The sequence below is a fragment of the Enorma sp. genome, from assembly GCF_982429025.1.
On sequence record NZ_CEWCAA010000029.1, the window covers coordinates 1 to 19,185 of the forward strand.

The 19,185-nt window shown below is 62.8% G+C and carries 15 protein-coding genes, 1 pseudogene and 1 riboswitch; of the genes and pseudogenes, 12 read left to right on the forward strand and 4 right to left on the reverse strand.

What is annotated here, in order from left to right:
• The 3 genes and pseudogenes from AC1VS5_RS06160 to AC1VS5_RS06170 form a co-directional block, all read right to left on the reverse strand.
• Positions 1-896: pseudogene (locus AC1VS5_RS06160) on the reverse strand (hypothetical protein); the annotation flags it as partial.
• Positions 896-1,561 (reverse strand): transaldolase family protein, encoded by a 666-nt coding sequence (locus AC1VS5_RS06165; RefSeq protein ID WP_481218053.1) that lies wholly within the window; start codon positions 1,559-1,561, stop codon positions 896-898. The gene AC1VS5_RS06165 and the pseudogene AC1VS5_RS06160, both read right to left, overlap by 1 nt.
• Before the next feature lie 756 nt (positions 1,562-2,317).
• Complete coding sequence (locus AC1VS5_RS06170; protein ID WP_481218054.1) at positions 2,318-3,520, reverse strand: amidohydrolase; 1,203 nt, start codon at positions 3,518-3,520, stop codon at positions 2,318-2,320.
• Positions 3,521-3,748: 228 nt separating this feature from the next.
• Positions 3,749-3,914, forward strand: a riboswitch (Lysine riboswitch).
• Positions 3,915-3,924: 10 nt separating this feature from the next.
• Between AC1VS5_RS06170 and AC1VS5_RS06175 the strand changes: the two genes are divergently transcribed.
• From AC1VS5_RS06175 to AC1VS5_RS06210, 8 genes are all read left to right on the forward strand, one after another.
• Positions 3,925-5,244 (forward strand): diaminopimelate decarboxylase family protein, encoded by a 1,320-nt coding sequence (locus tag AC1VS5_RS06175; RefSeq protein WP_481218055.1) that lies wholly within the window; start codon positions 3,925-3,927, stop codon positions 5,242-5,244.
• A gap of 74 nt (positions 5,245-5,318) precedes the next feature.
• A complete protein-coding gene (gene dapA, locus AC1VS5_RS06180) occupies positions 5,319-6,209 on the forward strand; it encodes a 4-hydroxy-tetrahydrodipicolinate synthase (protein ID WP_481218056.1) in 891 nt (296 codons plus the stop codon).
• Positions 6,202-6,951 (forward strand): 4-hydroxy-tetrahydrodipicolinate reductase, encoded by a 750-nt coding sequence (dapB, locus tag AC1VS5_RS06185; protein WP_481218057.1) that lies wholly within the window; start codon positions 6,202-6,204, stop codon positions 6,949-6,951. Before dapA ends, dapB begins: the two co-directional genes overlap by 8 nt.
• Before the next feature lie 221 nt (positions 6,952-7,172).
• Complete coding sequence (dapD, locus tag AC1VS5_RS06190) at positions 7,173-7,895, forward strand: 2,3,4,5-tetrahydropyridine-2,6-dicarboxylate N-acetyltransferase (protein WP_481218058.1); 723 nt, start codon at positions 7,173-7,175, stop codon at positions 7,893-7,895.
• Between the two features lie 210 nt (positions 7,896-8,105).
• Entirely contained in the window at positions 8,106-9,113 is a 1,008-nt protein-coding gene (locus AC1VS5_RS06195) for a nucleoid-associated protein (RefSeq protein ID WP_144688064.1), read from the forward strand.
• Positions 9,114-9,282: 169 nt separating this feature from the next.
• Positions 9,283-9,612, forward strand: coding sequence for a rhodanese-like domain-containing protein (locus AC1VS5_RS06200; RefSeq protein ID WP_329739621.1), 330 nt, complete (start codon positions 9,283-9,285; stop codon positions 9,610-9,612).
• A complete protein-coding gene (locus AC1VS5_RS06205; protein ID WP_481218059.1) occupies positions 9,609-11,318 on the forward strand; it encodes an FAD-dependent oxidoreductase in 1,710 nt (569 codons plus the stop codon). Before AC1VS5_RS06200 ends, AC1VS5_RS06205 begins: the two co-directional genes overlap by 4 nt.
• Positions 11,319-11,399: 81 nt before the next feature.
• Entirely contained in the window at positions 11,400-12,119 is a 720-nt protein-coding gene (locus tag AC1VS5_RS06210; RefSeq protein WP_481218060.1) for a Crp/Fnr family transcriptional regulator, read from the forward strand.
• Between the two features lie 85 nt (positions 12,120-12,204).
• Here AC1VS5_RS06210 and AC1VS5_RS06215 read toward each other — a convergent pair whose 3' ends face one another.
• Positions 12,205-13,473, reverse strand: a complete 1,269-nt coding sequence (locus tag AC1VS5_RS06215) for a DUF2974 domain-containing protein (RefSeq protein ID WP_481218061.1) — start codon at positions 13,471-13,473, stop codon at positions 12,205-12,207.
• A gap of 309 nt (positions 13,474-13,782) precedes the next feature.
• Here AC1VS5_RS06215 and AC1VS5_RS06220 point away from each other — a divergent pair, with 309 nt between their 5' ends.
• Genes AC1VS5_RS06220 through AC1VS5_RS06235 form a run of 4 tightly spaced genes read left to right on the forward strand, consistent with a single transcriptional unit; the run spans position 13,783 to position 19,179 of the window.
• Entirely contained in the window at positions 13,783-14,622 is an 840-nt protein-coding gene (locus tag AC1VS5_RS06220) for a hypothetical protein (protein ID WP_481218062.1), read from the forward strand.
• On the forward strand, positions 14,619-15,674 hold the full coding sequence (locus tag AC1VS5_RS06225; protein WP_346679650.1) for a DUF2705 family protein: 1,056 nt from the start codon (positions 14,619-14,621) through the stop codon (positions 15,672-15,674). Before AC1VS5_RS06220 ends, AC1VS5_RS06225 begins: the two co-directional genes overlap by 4 nt.
• Positions 15,671-16,414, forward strand: coding sequence for an ABC transporter ATP-binding protein (locus AC1VS5_RS06230; RefSeq protein ID WP_481218063.1), 744 nt, complete (start codon positions 15,671-15,673; stop codon positions 16,412-16,414). Before AC1VS5_RS06225 ends, AC1VS5_RS06230 begins: the two co-directional genes overlap by 4 nt.
• Positions 16,414-19,179: a LuxR C-terminal-related transcriptional regulator gene (locus tag AC1VS5_RS06235; RefSeq protein WP_481218067.1), complete on the forward strand. Its 2,766-nt coding sequence runs from the start codon at positions 16,414-16,416 to the stop codon at positions 19,177-19,179. The genes AC1VS5_RS06230 and AC1VS5_RS06235 overlap by 1 nt, the downstream gene beginning before the upstream one ends.
• The last annotated feature ends 6 nt before the right edge of the window (positions 19,180-19,185 follow it).

A 19,185-nucleotide genomic window follows, 5' to 3' on the forward strand; every position in this document is an offset into this window, starting at 1 on the left:
TCGGCAGCCTGCGCCTCGGGGCCGGCAGAGGGAGCTTCCCCAGACGCAGCGGCATCCTGAGCTGCTCCGACGGCCTCGGCCGCGGCCTCGTCAGACGAAGCCCGGCGCTTTCGCGGCGCACGCATCGCACCGTCGGCTGCAGCGCGGCGGGCACGGCCGGGGCGATGGTCTTCCACGGGCGCCGCACCTTCAGCAGTATCGGGGGCTGCGGAAGCTTCCGCCCGCTCGTCCCCCGCAGCAGAAGCCGCCTGCGCCGCCGCAAGCGCTGCGGCTGCGGCGCGTTCCGCCTCGACATAGGCCTTGGGCTTCCGGCCGCGGCGATGCGGACGAAGCGCCGGGTCGACGGCAGGGGCTGCAGACACGGCAGCGTCATCTGTAGCGGGGGCCGTCGCTGCATCTGCAGCAGCCTTTTCTGCGTCACCAGCAACCTTCTTGGTCCTCTTCGAGGTACTGCGCGGCTTGGCAGAAGCCTTCGCGGACTCGCTCGCCTGCGCGGCATCGCCCGGAAGCGCCGCCTCACCAGAGGCAGCCGTAGCAGCATCGGCCGCATCCGCCGCCTTCTTGGTGCGGCGCGTCCGCGTGGCCTTAGCGGGGGCCGTCAACGCTTCCTCCGCGCGAGCGGCGGCGCGGCGCTGCTTGCGAACGATCGACGCCTGCGAGATCTGCGCCAGGGCGCGCGCCTGCGCGACCTCGGCCGTCACTTCACCGGCCGCCGTCTTCGATGCGCTCGGCGCGTCAGGCTCGCTCGAAGCGGATGCCGACGCCTTCTTGGCGGCCGGCTTGGCCTCCTCTGCCTTCTTCGTCGTACGACGGGCACGGGTGGTGCGGCGCGGCTTCTCCTGCGCCTCGGAAGCTCCTGTGCCGGAGCCGGTGGTGGTGTTCGTATCCTCTGCCACTATGCCAGTTCAACCTTCTTCCAGTCTTCCAAAAACGATGCAAGGCCGCGGTCGGTGAGCGGATGCTTGACGGCCTTCTTCAACGCGGCGAACGGAACCGTCGCGATATCGCAGCCCATGAGGGCGGCTTGGGTGATGTGGTTCGGCGTGCGAATCGAGGCGCCGATGATCTCGACCTCGTGGCCGAAATCAAAGTTGTGGATGGCGGCGCACACGTTCGAAAGCTGCTCGACGCCATCCTCGGCGATGTCGTCAAAGCGCCCAACGAAAGGCGAGATGTAGCGCGCACCCGCACGGGCGGCGAGCAATGCCTGGGGAACGGTGAACACGAGCGTCATATTCACCGAGATGCCCTCCTGCGCCAGCGCATGCGTCGCTGCCAGGGCCTCCGTGCACACCGGAAGCTTGACGACGATATTCGGAGCGATGCGCGCGAACCGGCGACCGTCCTCAATCATACCCTCCGTGGTATCAGCACAAGACTCAGCCGAGACCGGCAGGCCGTCGCATACGGCGCAGATGGCGCGCATGTGGTCCTCATACCCAGCAAGCGTACCTCCCGTCTTGGCGTACAGCGACGGATTCGTGGTAACGCCCGAGATGACGCCCCAGCTCACCGCCTCGCGAATCTCCTCGAGATTCGCGGTGTCGAGGAAGAATTTCATCTTCGACCTCCTAGTCTTGGCATTATGACCCCAGCTCGCAGCGACAATGCGGCCTGGCAGTCTGCCCGAGCCGATATTCCTGGCAACCGATATGCCTGCGAAACATGCGAAAAACGAATGACATGCGTATATGGCTATGATTTTGAACGGAATATGCTGCTTATGCGTTCGGCATGGTTGCAGTGTATCACAGGTGAGCAGCGTTGGTGAGCGTGAGCAGGCGATGCATGCATCGGCATAAAGAACAGGCATAGCTACGATCATTCTCAGAACTAGTTTTGCCGCAACTAATATCGAACATATGTTCTTTTTCTGCTAAAAAGGTGATATTATTTAACTAAGCGAGCGGGCGGTGCCCTCCGAGTCCAGCGGGGTAGATGGAGGGATCCTATGCAGAAGCTCACCCAGCTGCTGCTTTCGGCGGCAGTGCTTCTTGCTCTGGTCTTATTGGCCTACGAGATGCTCGTCTAATCCGAGCCTAGGGTGATGCTTGACGCAAAAGGGAACAGCCGCCTTGGTGGAGACGGCTGTTCAGCGTGGGCATCACCCACAAGAAAGTTATCCACAGGAGGGCTTAAAACCTTCTGCTCGACACGAGTATACCCCAAACGGCGCCCCGTTCGCCGCAGGGTATGCTCGGTTTTTCGTTCCACATATCCCTAGCCTGAGCCCCATCGAGACGGCCCCAGACTCAGCGCAACATGTTCGGCTGAGCTCGAGAACAAGCCTCCAAAGAGTTGGGGGAAGGCAGCTTCGCTATACGCCGAAGAGAAGCTGCTGGTACGCCCGGACGCCGCGCAGCAGCACGCGCTCGTCGAAGTTGAAGGTATCGGCATGGAGCGGGATACCCGTTCCCGTTCCCAGCAGGAAGAACACACCCGGCAGATAGCGTTGATAAAACGCGAAGTCTTCGGCTATGAGGAGCGGCTCGGGCACGCGCTCGAGCTCCGGTAGCGCCTGTGCGGCCTCCCCGAAAAGCGTCCCGTCGTTTACCACGGGCGGATACCCCTCCGAAAAGTGGAGATCGAAGGTGCACCCCTCCTCATCGGCAGCAGTTTGCGCCAACGCGCGAACCTCGTCCTGCGCGCGGGCGAACATATCGTCCGAGAACACCCGGAGGCTGCCTTCCACGCGCGCCTGCCCGGCAACGGCGTTTCGCACCGTACCTGCCGTCATATGGCCAAAGCGCAGCAGAAACGGCTCGTCCTGCTCCAGTTTTCGCGAAAGCCACTTCGATCCCACCACGAATCGCGCCGCGGCCCCCAGGGCGTCCCGACCATCCCTCCACTTCGCGATATGGCTCGACACGCCGTGGAACGTGATGGTCGTCTCGCTCGAGCGCGCGAGCAGCGGGCCAGGCCGCGATGCGAGGCTGCCCGCAGGCAAATCGGGCCAGAGGTGCATGCCAAAGATGCGCGCAACGCGACAGCGCTCGAAAACGCCGCTCTCGCACACGCGCTTCGCACCGCCCGTGGTCTCCTCCGCCGGCTGGAACACGAAGAGAACGTTTCTGGGAAGCTGCCCCGCTCGAACGACAGCATCCGCGCCCCGCGCCACGCGATCGACCCATGTGGCCGCCGCAAGCGCCATGGCCATGTGGCCATCGTGGCCGCAGGCATGCATGCGACCGGGGTGCTCGCTCGAGAACGCCGCTCCGCTCGCCTCGTCGATGGGAAGCGCATCCATATCCGCCCGGATCGCCACCGTCTCGGCGCGACCGAGGTCGAAAAACGCGCATACCGCCCCCTTGCACGGCTCGAGGACATCGCACGAAAGCCCGCTGAGCACGCTGCGCACGTAGGCGATGGTCCGAGGCAGGTCATCGTCAAGTTCGGGAATGCGGTGGAGGTCGCGGCGGTAGCGCGTGAGCTCGTCGAGGAGCTCTTGGCCCTCGACGGAGCTGAGAAGGCCCTCGCCATCGGTGGCGGAGGCGTTGAAAGGCGGGCACGCGTGCGGCATGGCGATCACTCCCTACATAACGACCACGACATTGTAGCGTCTCATCAACGCGCGCGAGGCGGTGGCCTTGGGCACCACGCCAGCGATCTTCACCATTGCGTCTCGTCAACGCGCGCGAGGTGGTGGCTCGCCTATAGCCGCGTGGCGCACCACGTGTAACCAACCGGAAACCTAACGGCAAAACGAGCGAAACGGGCCGGCTTCGCGCAGGCCTATGGTACAGTTGACGCACTTGATAGAGGCGCGGGCGAGATTGAGCGCGGGCGAGCCGGCAGGCAGCGACCCCGCAGCAAGGCGGACCCGCCGAACACGGCAACCGGGCGCGGGCGCCGTGTGGGCTTGCGGGGAACACTCGCAAGACTGTCTGCAAGCATGCAGGAGCGCTATCAGCCAAGGAGTTTGCCATGAAGCGAACGTTTGTCACGAAGGACCAGCTGGTCGACATCGCCGGCCGCTACCCTACCCCATTCCACCTCTACGACGAGGCGGGAATTCGCGCCAACATGGAAGCCGTGCGCGAAGCCTTTTCCTGGAACCCCGGCTTCCGCGAGTATTTTGCCGTCAAGGCCAATCCCAACCCCGCGCTCATCTCGATCCTACGGGAATACGGCTGTGGATGCGACTGCTCGAGCTCGACGGAGCTCATGATCGCCCGTGCCCTCAATGTGCCCGGCCCGGAAATCATGTTCTCGTCGAACGACACGCCCGCTGCGGATTTTCGCCTTGCACGCGAGCTCGGCGCCATCGTGAACTTTGACGACATCAGCCATATCCCGTTTTTCGAACGCGTCGCGGGCCCCATTCCCGAAACCGTGAGCTGCCGGTTCAACCCCGGCGGGCTCTTCCGACTTGCCAACGATATCATGGACAACCCGGGAGATTCGAAATACGGCATGACCGAGGAGCAGCTTTTCGAAGCATTTCGGATGCTTCGCGAACGCGGTGCCAAGACCTTCGGCATCCACGCCTTCCTCGCCTCGAACACCGTCACGAACGACTACTACCCCGCGCTCGCGCGCATTCTCTTCGAGCTTGCCGTGCGCCTGCAGCGCGAGACGGGGGCGCACGTTGGGTTCGTGAACCTCTCCGGCGGCGTGGGCATCCCCTACCGGCCCGATGAGCCCGCCAACGACATCCGCGCCATCGGCGAGGGCGTGCGACGCGCCTTCGAGGAGATTCTCGTGCCGGCGGGCATGGGGGACGTCGCCATCTACACCGAGATGGGACGCTTCATGCTCGGACCGTACGGCTGCGTGGTCACACGCGCTATCCACGAGAAGCGCATCTACAAAGACTATATCGGCGTCGACGCCTGCTCTGCCGACCTCATGCGTCCCGCGATGTACGGCGCATACCATCACATCACCGTGATGGGGCAGGCAGACGGCCCGGACAAATCGCAGGAGGCGGCCACGCGCACCTACGACGTCACGGGAGGGCTCTGCGAGAACAACGACAAGTTCGCCATCGACCGCAAGCTCCCTAAGATCGAAATCGGCGACCTGCTCATCATCCACGACACCGGCGCACACGGGCACTCGATGGGCTACAACTACAACGGTCGCCTTCGCTCGGCAGAAGTGCTGCTCCGCACCGATGGGTCGACGGAGCTTATCCGCCGGGCAGAAACCCCCGCCGATTACTTCGCCACGCTCGACGTGCTACCCCAAGGGCGCGCGCTGCTCGAGCACGTCGCCATACACGAGAGAGATGAGACAGATTAACCCGGTACAACTGTCTCATTCCATGAGACAGATTAACCCGGTACAACTGTCTCATTCAACAGGAAGGAGCAACGATGGACATGCAGCATCTTGAAGGGTCGATCGTCGCGCTCGTAACGCCATTCAACGACGACGGAAGCGTCGACTTCGAAGCGCTCGACCGCCTCATCGAGTTCCAGATCGAAAACGGCACCGACGGCATCCTCACACTCGGCACCACCGGCGAGAGCTCCACGATGTCGCATGAAGAGGACAACGAGGTTTGCCGCTTCGTGGTCGAGCACGTTGGCGGCCGCGTGCCGGTCATCGCAGGCTCGGGCTCCAACAGCACCGAGACCATGCTGGAAAAGAGCCTCGCCTACCAGAAGCTCGGCGTGGATGGACTGCTTATCATCACGCCGTACTACAACAAGGCGAACGAAGAGGGCATCTATCGCCACCTCGCGACCGTCGCAGACGGAGTCGACATCCCCTGCATCCTCTACAACATCCCCGGGCGCTGCGGGTGCTCCATCTCGGCCGCGAACATGGAGCGGCTTGCCCAGCACCCCAACATCATGGGCGTGAAAGAAGCGAGCGCAAACGTCGCGTTCGCCGCGAGCATCGCGCATCTCATTGGGCCCGAGTTCCGTATGTTCTCGGGCGAGGACGGCATCGCGGTACCGCTCATGTCGCTCGGCGCGAGCGGCGTCATCTCGGTCTGGGCGAATGTGCAGCCCGCGCTCGTGCATGAAATGTGCCGCGCCTACCTGGACGGCGACACCCAGCGCGCGCGAGAGATTCAAATTGCCGGGCAACCGCTCGTGCACGCGCTCTTCAGCGAGGTCAACCCCATCCCCGTCAAGGAGGCGCTCGCCCAGATGGGGCTCATCAAAGCGAACTACCGCCTGCCGCTCTGCTCGATGTCGAAAGGCGCGCGTAGCGGACTTACCCAGGCCCTGAAGGAGGCTGGTATTCTTGCTTAGCATCGTTATCTGCGGCACGGGCCGCATGGGAACCCTCATCGACCGCACCGCTCGCGAAATGCGCGACAACGCGGGCGAGCCGCTGTTTAAGGTGGTAGCGCAAGTTGGCTTTGAGGTGAAAGAGCTTGAGACCGCCCCTGCTGCGGATGTCATCATCGATTTCTCGAACGTTGCCGCACTCGACGCTGTCGCCGGCTACGTGCGCAGGACCGGCACCGCCCTGGCAAGCGGAACCACGGGCTATTCGGATGAGCAGCTCGAGGTCTTGCGCGAACTGGGCAGCACCGCCCCCGTCGTGTGGTCGGGCAACTACTCCATCGGCATCGCGGCGCTCAGGCACCTTGTAGCCCAGGCGACGCGCGAACTCCCTGGTTTCGACATCGAGATCGTGGAGACGCACCACAACCAGAAGGCCGATGCGCCAAGCGGTACGGCAACGATGCTGCTTGACGAGGTGCGCGCAGCAAAGGCTGAGCTGGGTGCCGGCAGCGTGAAGCCCGTGTACGGACGCGAAGGCCTCTGCGGCGCGCGCGATACGCAGGAAGTGGGCGTTCACGCTCTGCGCGGCGGCACGGTTGCGGGCGTGCACACGGTATCGTTCTTCGGACCGAGCGAGGAGGTTTCGCTTACGCATCGCGCCGAAAGCAGGGAGATCTTCGTGAACGGGGCGCTCGCGGCGGCGCAGAAGCTCATCGTTCGCGACAAGGGGTTCTATACCTTCGACGAGGTGATGTTCGGGTAAAGGTAACAGATGGGGGTTCCGGCCCCGTCGCCTGCTCGAGCAGTCCTGGCTCGCGCGAAGGCGCCACCGGCGCCTTCGGCTCGTGCGGAACTCGCATTCGACGGGGCCGGAACCCCTCAGCAACGGCCACCCGATTGCCTCGTGCAGATGCAAACACACTCGCAAGCTGCTGCTTCTGGGCCGCGCTCGCTAACAGAGAATTCAAGCAGAAAGGGTTATTGATGGGTGAAAACGTCACGAACATGAATGCTCAGGAAATCATCGACTTCATCGCTTCGGCTCCTAAGAAGACGCCGGTGAAAGCATACATTCGGGAAAAGCCGGGAGCGACGATCGAGTGGGGATCGTTGCGCGTGTATGGTTCTCCGGAAGGGCGCATGGTCTTTGGCGATTGGTCCGAAGTCTCTGCCCTGCTGGAAGCTAACGCTGACGCGATCGAGCACTTCGACATCGAGAACGACTGCCGCAACTCCGCCGTTCCGCTTTTGGACCTCAAGGGCGTGAACGCGCGCATCGAGCCCGGCGCGATCATCCGCGACCGCGTCTCCATCGGCGACAACGCAGTCATCATGATGGGCGCGATCGTGAACATCGGCGCCGTCATCGGCGAGGGCACCATGATCGATATGGGCGCCGTCCTGGGCGGGCGCGCCACGGTAGGAAAGAACTGCCATATCGGCGCCGGGACCGTGCTCGCCGGCGTTGTTGAACCCGCAAGCGCCACGCCCGTCATCATCGAAGACAACGTGATGATCGGTGCGAACGCCGTGGTGCTCGAGGGCGTCCACGTAGCCGAGCGCGCCGTGGTTGCCGCCGGCGCCGTGGTCGTTGAGGACGTTCCAGCCGGCGCCGTGGTGGCCGGCGTTCCCGCGCGCGTCATCAAGCAACGCGACGACAAGACCGACAGCAAAACCGGCCTCGAGGAAGGGCTGCGTCAGCTCTAAGGTGAGCACGCAAAATATGAGCAGGTGCGGAGAGGCCGACTGCGCTCCAGCCAGGCTGGAATGCGCCGCCGGCCTCTTCCGCACCTTTCCCTGTTCTCGCGCAAGTTCGAGGCTCGAACCTTCCCGCCGCGTGGATTCATGCGACAATAGAGGCTCTTTGCGCGGCTCGCTTACGCCCGCGCAGACCATCACCATCGGAAGGCCTCGTCCATGTTCAAAATCAACCACGCGATCTTGCACGTCATCGACCTCGACTCTGCAGTCAACGTGTTTTCCCAGCAAGAGCTCGAGCTCGAGACGCGCTCGACGCGCAATTTCGTGGCCAAGCACCTGCGCCGTGCCCGCACCGCCGACGACAACCGCCGCGGCACCTTTGCGGAAGAGAGCGCATTCGCCACGGAGCTCAAGCGCTACTTCTTCGGCGAACGCGACTTCATCGACCTCTCTTTGCAAATCGCCGAGTTTCTTGGCGGCGAGCTCGCCCGCGCCGATAAGCCGGAATCCACCGACATTCTCGTCGCGGATTTCGAAGACGAAGACGACGTCCGGTGGTTTGCCATCCTGCTCATGACGAGCCGCATGGCATTCATGCACGAGGTCGCCGATCAAAATGGCTCCGTGCGCAACGACATCGCCCGGCATTACGCCATCCTGCCCAACCCGTCACAGAAGATCTCGTCTTACGCGCTCGTGCGCGCGAGTACGCTTGAGGTGCTCTACCAGGACAAGAAGCGCAGCATCGCAGGCCAAGACACCATGCTCATCCCCGACGGCCTGCTCCAATGCGAGGCGGGCGTGTCCACCAAAGAGATCATCGACACCGTAACCCGCGTGGTCGCCGAGGTGGCCGAGGAGCACGGCGCGAACACGAGCGTGGCGCTCGCCATGGCGAAAGCGGCGATGGTCGAGCATGTGGAGGAGGACGAGGAACTTCCACCTTGGGATATCGTGGACGAGGCCTTTGAAGACGAGCCCGTGCTGCGCGACCGCGTGAAGGAAGCGCTCGAAGAAGAGCACCTGCCCGAGCGCGTTCCCGTCGAGCGTTCGCAGGTGCAGCGCGCCGCCGTGCGCAACCAGAAGATTCGCACCGACACGGGCATCGAAATCTCTTTTCCCGTTGAAATGGGAAAGAACCCCGAATATATCACGTTCAAGAACGAGCCGAACGGCCTCATCTCGATCGAGCTGAGAAACATCGGAGCCATTGAGAGCCGATAGCTCCTAAGTGAGACAGTTGTGCCGGGTCAATCTGTCTCATGAGACAAAATGAGACAGATTGACCCGGCACAACTGTCTCACATCCGCGTTGGTGACATCGTCACTGACAAGCGGGACCGCCCCGTCCTATGCTCCCCTTGTATGAACGCATCCTACGAGGGGAGCCGCGATGTTCCTTAACGCACTGTTCGGACCCAATATCAACGAGCATATGCAGCAGGCGGATGCCGTGGCGGAGAAGACCGTGCTCGACGTGCGATCGCCCGAGGAGTTTGCCCAGGGCCATCTTCCGGGCGCGGTGAACCTGCCGCTTGACCGCATCCGCGAGGCACCGCACCACGTGCCCAACCGCAACCGCTCACTCTTCGTGTACTGCCTTTCGGGCGCTCGAAGCGCCTCGGCATGCCGCTCGCTCGCGGCGCAGGGGTACACCAACGTTACCGATATGGGCGGCATCAACCGCTGGAGAGGGCCGCTCGAGATGGGAGGCAACGCATGAAGGTAGTTATCATCGGCGGCGTGGCTGGCGGGGCCACCGCCGCGGCGCGCCTGAGGCGGCTGAACGAGGCGGCCGAGATCGTCATCATCGAGCGCACGGGATACGTGAGCTACGCGAACTGCGGGCTCCCCTACTACATCGGCGGCGTCATCACCGACCGGGCCAAGCTCACCCTGCAAACGCCCGAGAGCTTCTGGAACCGCTTCCGCATCGACGTGCGGGTGCGCCAGGAAGCGGTATCGATCGATCGCGACGCCCGCACCGTGAGCATACGGCGTCTGGACGACGGCAGCGTCTATGCCGAACGCTACGACAAGCTTATCCTCTCGCCCGGCGCGCGCCCCGTTGACCCCGGCGTGCCCGGCACGGATTCCGAGCGCCTCTTCACCCTGCGCACCGTTGAGGACACCTTCCGCATCCATGACTTTGTGGAGCGCGAGCGGCCGCAGGCGGCAACCATCGTAGGCGGCGGCTTCATCGGGCTCGAGATGGCCGAAAACCTGCGCGAACGGGGGCTCGACGTCACCGTGGTGCAGCGCGGAAGCCACCTCATGCCCACGCTCGACCAGGATATGGCGGCGATTCTCCACAACCACCTGCGTAAGCATGGCATCCGCGTGCTGCTCGATGCGAACGTGACCGGCTTTTCCGCCTTGGACGAAGGCATACGCACCGCACTCGCCGAAGGCGCTCCGCTCGACGCCGACCTCGCGATCATGGCGGTAGGTGTGGCGCCCGAAAGCACGCTCGCGCGCGAAGCAGGGCTCGAACTGGGGCTCCGCGGTGCGATCAAAGTGGATGAGCACCTGCGAACGAGCAACCCGGACATCTACGCCGTGGGCGACGCCAACGAGGTGAAGCACGCCGTCACCGGAAAGCCAGCGCTCATCGCGCTCGCCGGCCCCGCCAACAAGCAAGGGCGCATCGCGGCAGATAACATCTGCGGCATCGACCGCACCTTCAAGGGTTCGCAAGGCTCATCGGTCCTCAAGATGTTCGACCTCACCGTGGCCACGACCGGGCTCACCCTGCGCGCGGCGCAGGCAGCGGGCCTTGCCGCCGATGCCGTGGTGCTCACTCCGGCGAACCACGCCACCTACTACCCCGGTTCCGAGAGCCTGGTCATGAAAGTCGTATTCGAGCAGAATACCGGCCGCATCCTTGGCGCCCAGATCGTGGGCGGCGCGGGCTCCGATAAGCGCATCGATGTTATTGCAACCGCCATCCGTGCGGGCATGGACGCAACCGACCTCACCGAGCTCGATCTTGCCTATGCCCCTCCCTACGCCTCGGCAAAGGACCCAGTAAACATGGCGGGATACCTCATCGAGAATATCCTCGAGGGGCGCGTCGAACAGGTTGGCTGGAGCGAGGCGCTCGAACTCGCGGCGCGCGAGCATGGCAGTGATGCCAGCCCCGTTCTCCTCGACACGCGCACTGCCGACGAGGTCGCCCGCGGCAGTGTCGAAGGGGCACTCCACGTCCCCCTCGACGAGCTGCGCGAACGTCTTGATGAGCTTCCCGGCGGCCGCCGCCTCCTCGTGTTCTGCCAAAGCGGCCTTCGGAGCTACGTTGCCTGCCGCATCCTAACGCAGCACGGCTTCTCCTGCGCGAACGTTTCCGGAGGTTACGGATTCCTAGAGCAGACCCTCCGCGACGGCGCGCTTCCTCCGAGCGGCACCGGCCCGTGCGGGCGGCAGGTGTAGCAATCTGACGCACGCGGCAGCCACCCCTTCCTCGCACATGCGCCGCAACAAGCCATACGCACGGCTCCCATCTGGTCTACCATGGAACGAACACCCCTCGACCAGATGGGAGCCACGTGCCCTATGCCCGCCATCGAAGAGCTGCTCGCGCAGCGCATCCCCTTTTGGCATAACCTGATCGCCGCCGAGAAGCAGGACCTTGTGAGCAGCGCCCGAGTGGCTCGCTTCGCTGCCGGCGAGCACGTGCAAGGCGCCGGCACGGGCTGCGCCGGCGTGATTTTCATGCTTTCGGGGTCGCTCCGTGCCTATCTTCTCGATGAATCCGGCAAGGAGGTCACACTCTTCCGCGTGGGACCGCGAGAATGCTGCGTCCTCGCCGCCTCGTGCATCATGCCCATGATCACCTTCGATATCGCGCTCGATGCCACAGAATCCGCCGAGCTCGTCGTAATCGACGCCGCGAGCTTCGGGCGCGTTGCGCAGTCGAACGTGCACGCCGAGGCATTCACGTACCGGCAGGCGACTGAGCGCTTCAGCGACTGCATCTGGGTTATGCAGCAGGTGCTCTTTATGAGCTTCGACCGCCGCCTCGCCGTCTTTCTTTCCGACGAGCTCGCGCGCAACGGGCAGACCCGCATCGCCATGACGCACGACCAGATCGCCCGCCATCTCGGCACGGCACGCGAGGTGGTTTCGCGCATGCTCAAGTACTTCGAACAGGAAGGCATCGTCGAGCTTGGCCGCGGCTCGGTAACCGTTCTAGACCGCACGCGGCTGCGCAGCCTCGCCGCAAGCGCGTAACCCGCGGATGAAACGCAGGCACCGGGTGTCTACGATTCATATCGGCCGATGAAACGCGGACACCCGGTGTCCACGATTCAAATTGCTACGATTCCGCCGTTTCATCCTCGTGCGGCATGCGCAAACGGGAAAGCGGCGGCGCGGGAAGCTTCGCCATGGCGCTCGACGCCGCACCCGCAGCCTTAGAAGCCGCGGTCTTCGCCCGCTGCGCCGCGCCGGACACCTTGCCCACCGTTGCAGTCCGAGCAAGAATACCCAGCGTGCGGGTTATAAGCGACCGCGTCTCGGAATCCACCTCCCCTGCCGCGGCAAGCATCTTGGGAACACTCTCCTGCCAAGAATCGCGGATGTCGGCAAAGCGTGTCGCATCGGTCGCGTTGATCACCTGGAAGAGCGCGTCGATGAAACGCTCGCGCTCCTCGGGAGATACCTGGGCAACCCAGCTCGCAAGCGTGGAATCCACATAGCGCGCGCCAGCCGAGATGCGCTCCACGCAGCGAAACTCCGTGCCGTCGACCACCCACGAGAACGGATTGTGCTGCATGAGCGCGAAGCTCGTGCTGTCCACGATGGAATAGTCCTCCTGGTCCTCGAAAATCATGCCGAAAACCGAAGACCGGGGCAGCGTCTTGTCGATGCGGTCGCGCATGCGGGCAAACCCCTTGCCGCGCAGGAAGTTCTCATTGAAGCCGGGACCATCATGCGAGAAAGCGCGCACGATGCGGTCCTGCTGGGCGTGCGGGCACATGATCGCGGCGTACACCGCAAGGTTGCCCCCTTTGGAATGACCTCCCACGTAGAGCGGGCCGTCGAGCGCCGCCGCAGCCTCCTCCAGGTACTCCTGGGCAGACACCTGCGAGGGCACGGGGCTCTGGAAGGCCATGTTGAAATCTTCCTTCCAGCCCACGAGAGTAGAGTCCGTTCCGCGAAAGGCGATGTAGGAGGAGCCATCTGGGAGCAGAAACGTCGCCGCGGCGAACTGCTCTTCGGTCGCGTCGTCAAACGCCGTGCGATACCCGGCGATGCGCATCCCACGGAAGCGCGGGTTGGCGCAAACGGCGAAGAGCAAGTCGCGCCCGCCGTCTGGATCCCAGCTATCGCCGAGCATCTCCTCGAAATACTCCGCCCTCAAAAGCTCCCCAACAGGAGCCCCCTTCCAAGATGCAATGCCAGGCACCTCGCGCAACAGCCGCTCGGGCAGGCGATAGTAGGAGAGCCATGAGAGGACGAGGCTATCGACGGCGCCGAAGGGTCGCTCGTCGAGCGAGTCGAAGTTCGTCTGCGCATAGGTAACGAACGTGCCACCTGCCTGCCGCTTCGCAAACGCAGGTCGTTCCTTGCTCTCTTTGTCCATGCGACCTCCATTAATGCTTAAGGCAAATCGAACGTGAATCCAACTCGTCTGTGGGCTCCTCCGCTAAAGCCAGCACTACGAGCAAGATACTTCACACTACCACGTACAAACCAAGCCGGTTATCCCCCCAGCACCCAAAAGCCCGCATGAGCCATCGGGCAAATTCATTAACTTACCGGATTTTTGCAGGTTACCACAGGTGTACGACATGACATACGCACTTACATCGGCAACCATTTCCCCTAAAGCTTGCGCCTGAACGCATGGGACGACATCAAGGCAGCCGCCTAGCTTAAGAAAGAAGGTAGCATGAGAACAAGGTTGAGTTCTGCAGGGCTCGGGATAGCTCTGCCCCATCCTGCTGTGCTGACCGCCTCAGTCGCCGTTGTCATATTATTTGACCTTCCATCCGCCTTCTCAACCATGCTCGGCTATTCGGTGCTAAGCGACCGAGAGTTCTGGCTTCGCGACCTCCCTCCCCTACTCGCCATGCCCTACGCACTAACGAACTCGTATGTCCTAGTGCTCGGCATACCGATCTCGCTCTGCCTGCGCATGGCAGAGCGCCTGCCCCTCGCATTCCTCCCGGTCATGACCTGCCATGGATGCAGCCCGCATCGCGTGGTACGCGACCTTTTGCGCGAAGCAGTCTTACATTCACTGCTATTCTGGCTGGCAACCACAGGAATCGTCGCCATCGCGATGCACATCTGCTGCACGGGAAGCTACGACCCTTCTTATCTTGACACGCTCGCGCAGGCGGGCGCGGACCTCTCGCCCCTGCCCCATGCCGCACTCATCTCCCTCGTCCTCTGCGCCGAAACCCTCATCGAGGCGCTTGGCCTTGCCCTCGTTGTAGCCGGCATCAGAATCATCTCGGCGAACGGAGCCGCGCCTATCGTTGCACTCCTTGCGATGGTCCTCGCGCGCGACGTCGTCGCACCCCTTGCACTCACGTTCGCCCCGGCTTCGTTGCAAGAGTCCGCAATGTCGATCATCGGGCTACTCGAACCCGACTCTTACAACGAACTTTCCGCCACGCTCTCGCATGCCGCGGCGTTCTCGCTGGCATGCCTGACGGCGGGCGGCGCGTTGGCTGTTGCATGCCTCTGTGCCCCACGCGCCTGCACGAAAGGAGGCCGTTGGTGAACATCTTGCACCTGGCACGACTCGAGTTCGAACGCCCCCTCTCCAGCAGAACGGTCATCGCCTGCACGTTGCTGCTGGCAGCCATTATCGGCAGGTCGTACCTATGCCTCGACACCATCCAATACGACTTGGGTGGCGCGCTCGACGGAACGACGGCCATCGATTTGTTCTACATCGCCATTAACGATACCTGGTGCGCCATTGTCCTCATCCCCATTACGAGCCTCGTGTTGTGCATGAGCGTCTTTTCAAGTGACGCCGCCACGGGCTTCGACCAGCTGCTTCTCACCAAAGTCGCCGATCGGAAAACGCTTTGGCTGTCAAAGGCCATCGCCGTCGCGCTGCGATGCGCAACCTTCGTCGCCATACTTGCCATAACCTTGGCAATCGTCGACCAGGCGCTCTACGCAACCCCACTTCCCACTTCCCGCGTACCCGAATGGCTTGCCTATTCTGGCATTACGGACGAGTATCTGTTGCCGGGCCTCCCAACGTATTCCCTTGTCCCCGAAACCTGGAATTACACGTACTTCATTTTGTTTATCTGGTTCGTCGAAAGCATCATCTGCACGAGCGTTGTCCTGTTCTATACGGGAATCACCATCCGCTCGGCATTCCCCGCGCTACCCGTACTCGTCGGGTTCCTCGGGCAATTCATCGTGCTTCAACTTCCCCAACTCTTTGCCGACCTCACATTCCTCCTCGATCCGGCGGGGGCGGCGGAACGTGCGGGCGTACCGGTTCGAGGCGTCGTGGTCGACGCGCTCTGCCTGGGAACGTACGCCTGGGGAGCCGGCCTGTTCCAAACGGGCGTCGGCGGCCCGGCGCTGCTCGCACGGGCAGCGAACGAGCTCCCGCTCGATGAAATGGCCCCGCAGCAGGTGCAGAGCCTTCTCCGTGGATACAGCGTTAACAGCTTTGCCACGCTCATCGGAGTGGTCGTTACGCTCCTCATCATCTCTATTGCATGCATCGCCAGACGGTACGCGCTACGAAGAACGCGCAAGGTTCAGGAACATGCCGCCACGACCGAAAGGGGAACCCGCCCATGATGACCACGCTCGAATCATCATCCACGGCCCCACGCCACGGTTCCCGGGCAACGTCAATCAAGCTGAACGCCCTGTCCGTCACGTTTCGATCAAAACGCGTCCTCGAAAACATCTCGTTTGAAATCAAAACCGGAGAGATCGTAGGCCTTATCGGCCCGAACGGGCGGGGGAAATCCACGCTCATCAGAACGCTCGCGGGGCTTATCACGCCGAGCGCGGGAACGGGAACGGTCTGCGGCACCGACCTTGGAAGCGGCCATGTTCCCGAAAGCGGCATCATGTTCGAAAATCCCCCGTTCATCGACTCCGGAACCGGAAGGTACAACCTTTCCTTCCTAGCTCGGTATTCGCAGAACACAGTGAACGACCTCAACGCCCTCATGCGCCATGTGGGCCTCGATCCAAGCGACGCCACCCCGGTGAGAGCATATTCCCAAGGTATGAGAAAACGCCTAGGCTTTGCCCAAGCGCTTTTGGGAGATCCCCCGCTCTTGCTCCTCGACGAACCCATGAACGGGCTGGACCCGGAAGGGGTACATATGATGAGGGAGGAGCTGCTCGCCCGCGCGCGGAAGGGCACGACCATCGTCATTTCAAGCCATCTGCTTCACGAGGTAGAATGCCTGTGTACACGCGTTTTCTGGGTCGAGCAGCGCGGGGTGCAGAGCATTCCGCATGAGGCGATAGAGCAGAAGGGGCTCGAAATGGAGTATCTTAAGCGGCTGGGGCGTCGAGCTTGATGCCGTCTATCCTGCCCAGCCCCGCATGGCGGTCGCGCGCCTTCGCAATGGGAGCGCAAACAGCCTTCATAGCCGCTCCGCTTGCACTCCTTACCCTCAATCTCATTGGCCTACCCCTCGGCGAAGCGCTTCCCGCCCTATGGGATAGCCGGTTTCCACTCGGCAGGCTCCCCTATCCGCAGGCGTTCTCGAACCTGCCGGGCATGAGCCTCATCACGGTCATGGTGTCTGTTGCCTACCTCTGCTCCCCCCGCGTGCGACGCACCATGAGGGCATGCGCAACACGTCCCGCAAGCGCCGCGGGAACGATTGCCGGGGCGGGAATCCTGCTCCTCGTGTCCACGGTGAGCCGAGGTGAAGCGAACGCCGTGTTTGAACCCGTCGCCTCCGCCTGCTGGTTCACCGCGCTCCCCCTTGTCGCGATCATCCTCTATCGCTCTGCGTTCAGATGTTCCGCCCGCATGCTTTCCGGAGCCAGCATTCTCGCCGCGGGAATCGTCTTGCTTGCCTTGCTCCACCCCGCCATCGCAAGCGCGGTCGTGATGCTCGTTGGCTTCAGCGTGCTTGCCATAAGCTGCTCAAAACGCAGGGGCAATCGATGCGAATTCGAAGATACAGGCGTCCCGCGCATCGACGACGCCGCTCCGTGGGCGCATCCTCCCCGACTTCGCATCGACGCCATCCTAATCGGGGCGCTAACGCTCGCCTTCTGCCTGTGCGCGAGCGACGGCAGCCTCACCGCCCTCGAGAGCTGGCCGGTGTGGCTGCCCCTCGACGCGGGCACCTGGCTCAGGCTAAGCATCATGTTCGTGCTCGTCGCCTGCGGATTGACAGGAAGCGTCGCGCTTGGACAGCACCGGATCGAAGCGCGATTCCTGCTCCTTCCGGCAATCGGCGGCGCCATCGGAACCGGCGCCGTTATAGCCACCCCTCCCGTCGCGCTACCGACCGCCTTCTCCCTCACCGCGATACTCCCTGCAATGCTATCCGTAGCCTTTGCATGCCCCACGCCTCGAGCGGGACTTCGGGCAGCATCTTGTGAAGAGCCTATCGCCCTATTCCCCGCCCTCTGCGTGCTGATGGCCAGAGCCGCCTCGTTCAACGCTGCATCCATCTATGACGAGGGAGCGCTGGCGAACGCAGGGGTGCACTATCTTGCCATTGTGCTCGTATTGGCAATCGGAGCCGCAACCTTTGCGCACCCGCCATCCAACAAGCTCGTCAATCCTCCAGAACGGTTTTCCCCGTTTTTCGATCGCTACGGCATCGCCGGTCGCGAGCAGCAGATTATCTACGCCCTCTATAAGGGGAGCTCCTTCAGCGAGGTGGCACATGAACTCGGAATCCGTCGATCGACGGCATCAACCTATGCTGAGCGCTGCTACCGCAAGCTTGGGGTCACCAACAAGCGCGATGCACTCGATGCCATGCGTCGGTTCGACGTGTCTTCCACCCAACGCGGTGGAGCAATCTCGATATGGCTCATGCGGCGATGCGCCGCCATCGCGACCGGTACGGCGCGCTCGTGGATTGGCACCTCGCTCTGGTTGGGCTGCCTGCTGTTCTCGGCTGGCAGCGCATTCTCGCTAAGGCTTCACGTGTTAGTGCAGGCCAGCAACATCGCCGTAGGCAGCACCATTCCCCTTTTGATGGGAGCAGCGCTCGTCGCGCTCATCCTTCACCGCGCCCATGATGGCATCTCGGAGCCCACACCTTCCATTGTCTGCCTCGCCAGCCTTCTATCCCTTGTCGCCACGGCGATGCTCGCGTTCCCGCCTGCAGTCCCTCGCCCCGCATGGGCAACCGCCCTCTTCAGCGAGCTTGCCGCCTACGCGATCATTCCAATTGCAGCCCAGTGCATGTTTTCTATCAACCTCATCGCGTCCCGCAGACTGCCGTTCAGGCTACTTTTGGCAAGCGTCACCGCGGGCGGGCTGTTTACGCTTTCCCACGCGTTTCCAAGCACGGGAGCAACGCTGATCATTGGAGCCCACGCGTTATTGACGCTCGGCACCGTCTGCTTCATCTTGGGCATCCCGGCCGGCAAGCATCGCTCAAACGATGCGCACAGAGAAATCTACCGTATGCGCCCGCTCCAGGTTATTGGGTTCGCGCTTCTAGGAGCCGCCCTCACCGCTGCGATCACGCGGCTCTCACCAACGGACCTCATCGTCCCGATCGCAGCAACGCTTCCGGTCGTCTTCGCCGCGCTGCTGACCGCATCAAGCGCACTGGCACTCTCCCTTGCCCGATACACCGCTATTCCAAGCATCCTTCCCGCGCTTCCCCCATATGCATGCGTTTTAGCAGGCGCATGCTGCGCGGGCGGGCTTCCCGCATCGGTCGACGCCACAGTGCCGCCATCCATCGCAACGGGTGCCCTGATGGTAATTGGGCTTGTCTTCGCATGGAGCTATCCGAAAGACGTTCGAACCCGCTATTCGCTCTTCTCGCTCCCCGAGCACCTGCTCCGCAGGCGTCTTGCCCGAAAGGCGCATCTCACCGATGCCGAGCAGACCGTAGCCGTCGGGCTCGCGCGCGGGCTCAGCGTGAGCGCCCTCGCGAGCCAGCTCGTCGTCTCGCCGCATACCATCAGGACGCATCGAAAGCATATCTACCAAAAACTTGGAGTCCATAGTTACCAGGAGTTTCTCGAAGCATTCCAAACCATTGCAAGCAGGAGCCAACACGGCGGGGAAGAAGCTGCCACGGCCCAGAACAAAATCACCGGGTGGAAGAGCGCCTCGCACCCTCCCACCCGGTGAATCGCT

What these genes read in the sequence shown, in the direction of transcription:
- dapA (WP_481218056.1), top strand. Translation starts at nt 5,319, where the DNA reads ATGGACATGCAGCATCTTGAAGGGTCGATCGTCGCGCTCGTAACGCCA.
- AC1VS5_RS06205 (WP_481218059.1), top strand. Translation starts at nt 9,609, where the DNA reads ATGAAGGTAGTTATCATCGGCGGCGTGGCTGGCGGGGCCACCGCCGCG.
- AC1VS5_RS06230 (WP_481218063.1), top strand. Translation starts at nt 15,671, where the DNA reads ATGATGACCACGCTCGAATCATCATCCACGGCCCCACGCCACGGTTCC.
- AC1VS5_RS06175 (WP_481218055.1), top strand. Translation starts at nt 3,925, where the DNA reads ATGAAGCGAACGTTTGTCACGAAGGACCAGCTGGTCGACATCGCCGGC.
- AC1VS5_RS06195 (WP_144688064.1), top strand. Translation starts at nt 8,106, where the DNA reads ATGTTCAAAATCAACCACGCGATCTTGCACGTCATCGACCTCGACTCT.
- dapD (WP_481218058.1), top strand. Translation starts at nt 7,173, where the DNA reads ATGGGTGAAAACGTCACGAACATGAATGCTCAGGAAATCATCGACTTC.
- AC1VS5_RS06220 (WP_481218062.1), top strand. Translation starts at nt 13,783, where the DNA reads ATGAGAACAAGGTTGAGTTCTGCAGGGCTCGGGATAGCTCTGCCCCAT.
- AC1VS5_RS06235 (WP_481218067.1), top strand. Translation starts at nt 16,414, where the DNA reads ATGCCGTCTATCCTGCCCAGCCCCGCATGGCGGTCGCGCGCCTTCGCA.
- AC1VS5_RS06210 (WP_481218060.1), top strand. Translation starts at nt 11,400, where the DNA reads ATGGAACGAACACCCCTCGACCAGATGGGAGCCACGTGCCCTATGCCC.
- AC1VS5_RS06165 (WP_481218053.1), bottom strand. Translation starts at nt 1,561, where the DNA reads ATGAAATTCTTCCTCGACACCGCGAATCTCGAGGAGATTCGCGAGGCG.
- AC1VS5_RS06200 (WP_329739621.1), top strand. Translation starts at nt 9,283, where the DNA reads ATGTTCCTTAACGCACTGTTCGGACCCAATATCAACGAGCATATGCAG.
- AC1VS5_RS06170 (WP_481218054.1), bottom strand. Translation starts at nt 3,520, where the DNA reads ATGCCGCACGCGTGCCCGCCTTTCAACGCCTCCGCCACCGATGGCGAG.
- AC1VS5_RS06215 (WP_481218061.1), bottom strand. Translation starts at nt 13,473, where the DNA reads ATGGACAAAGAGAGCAAGGAACGACCTGCGTTTGCGAAGCGGCAGGCA.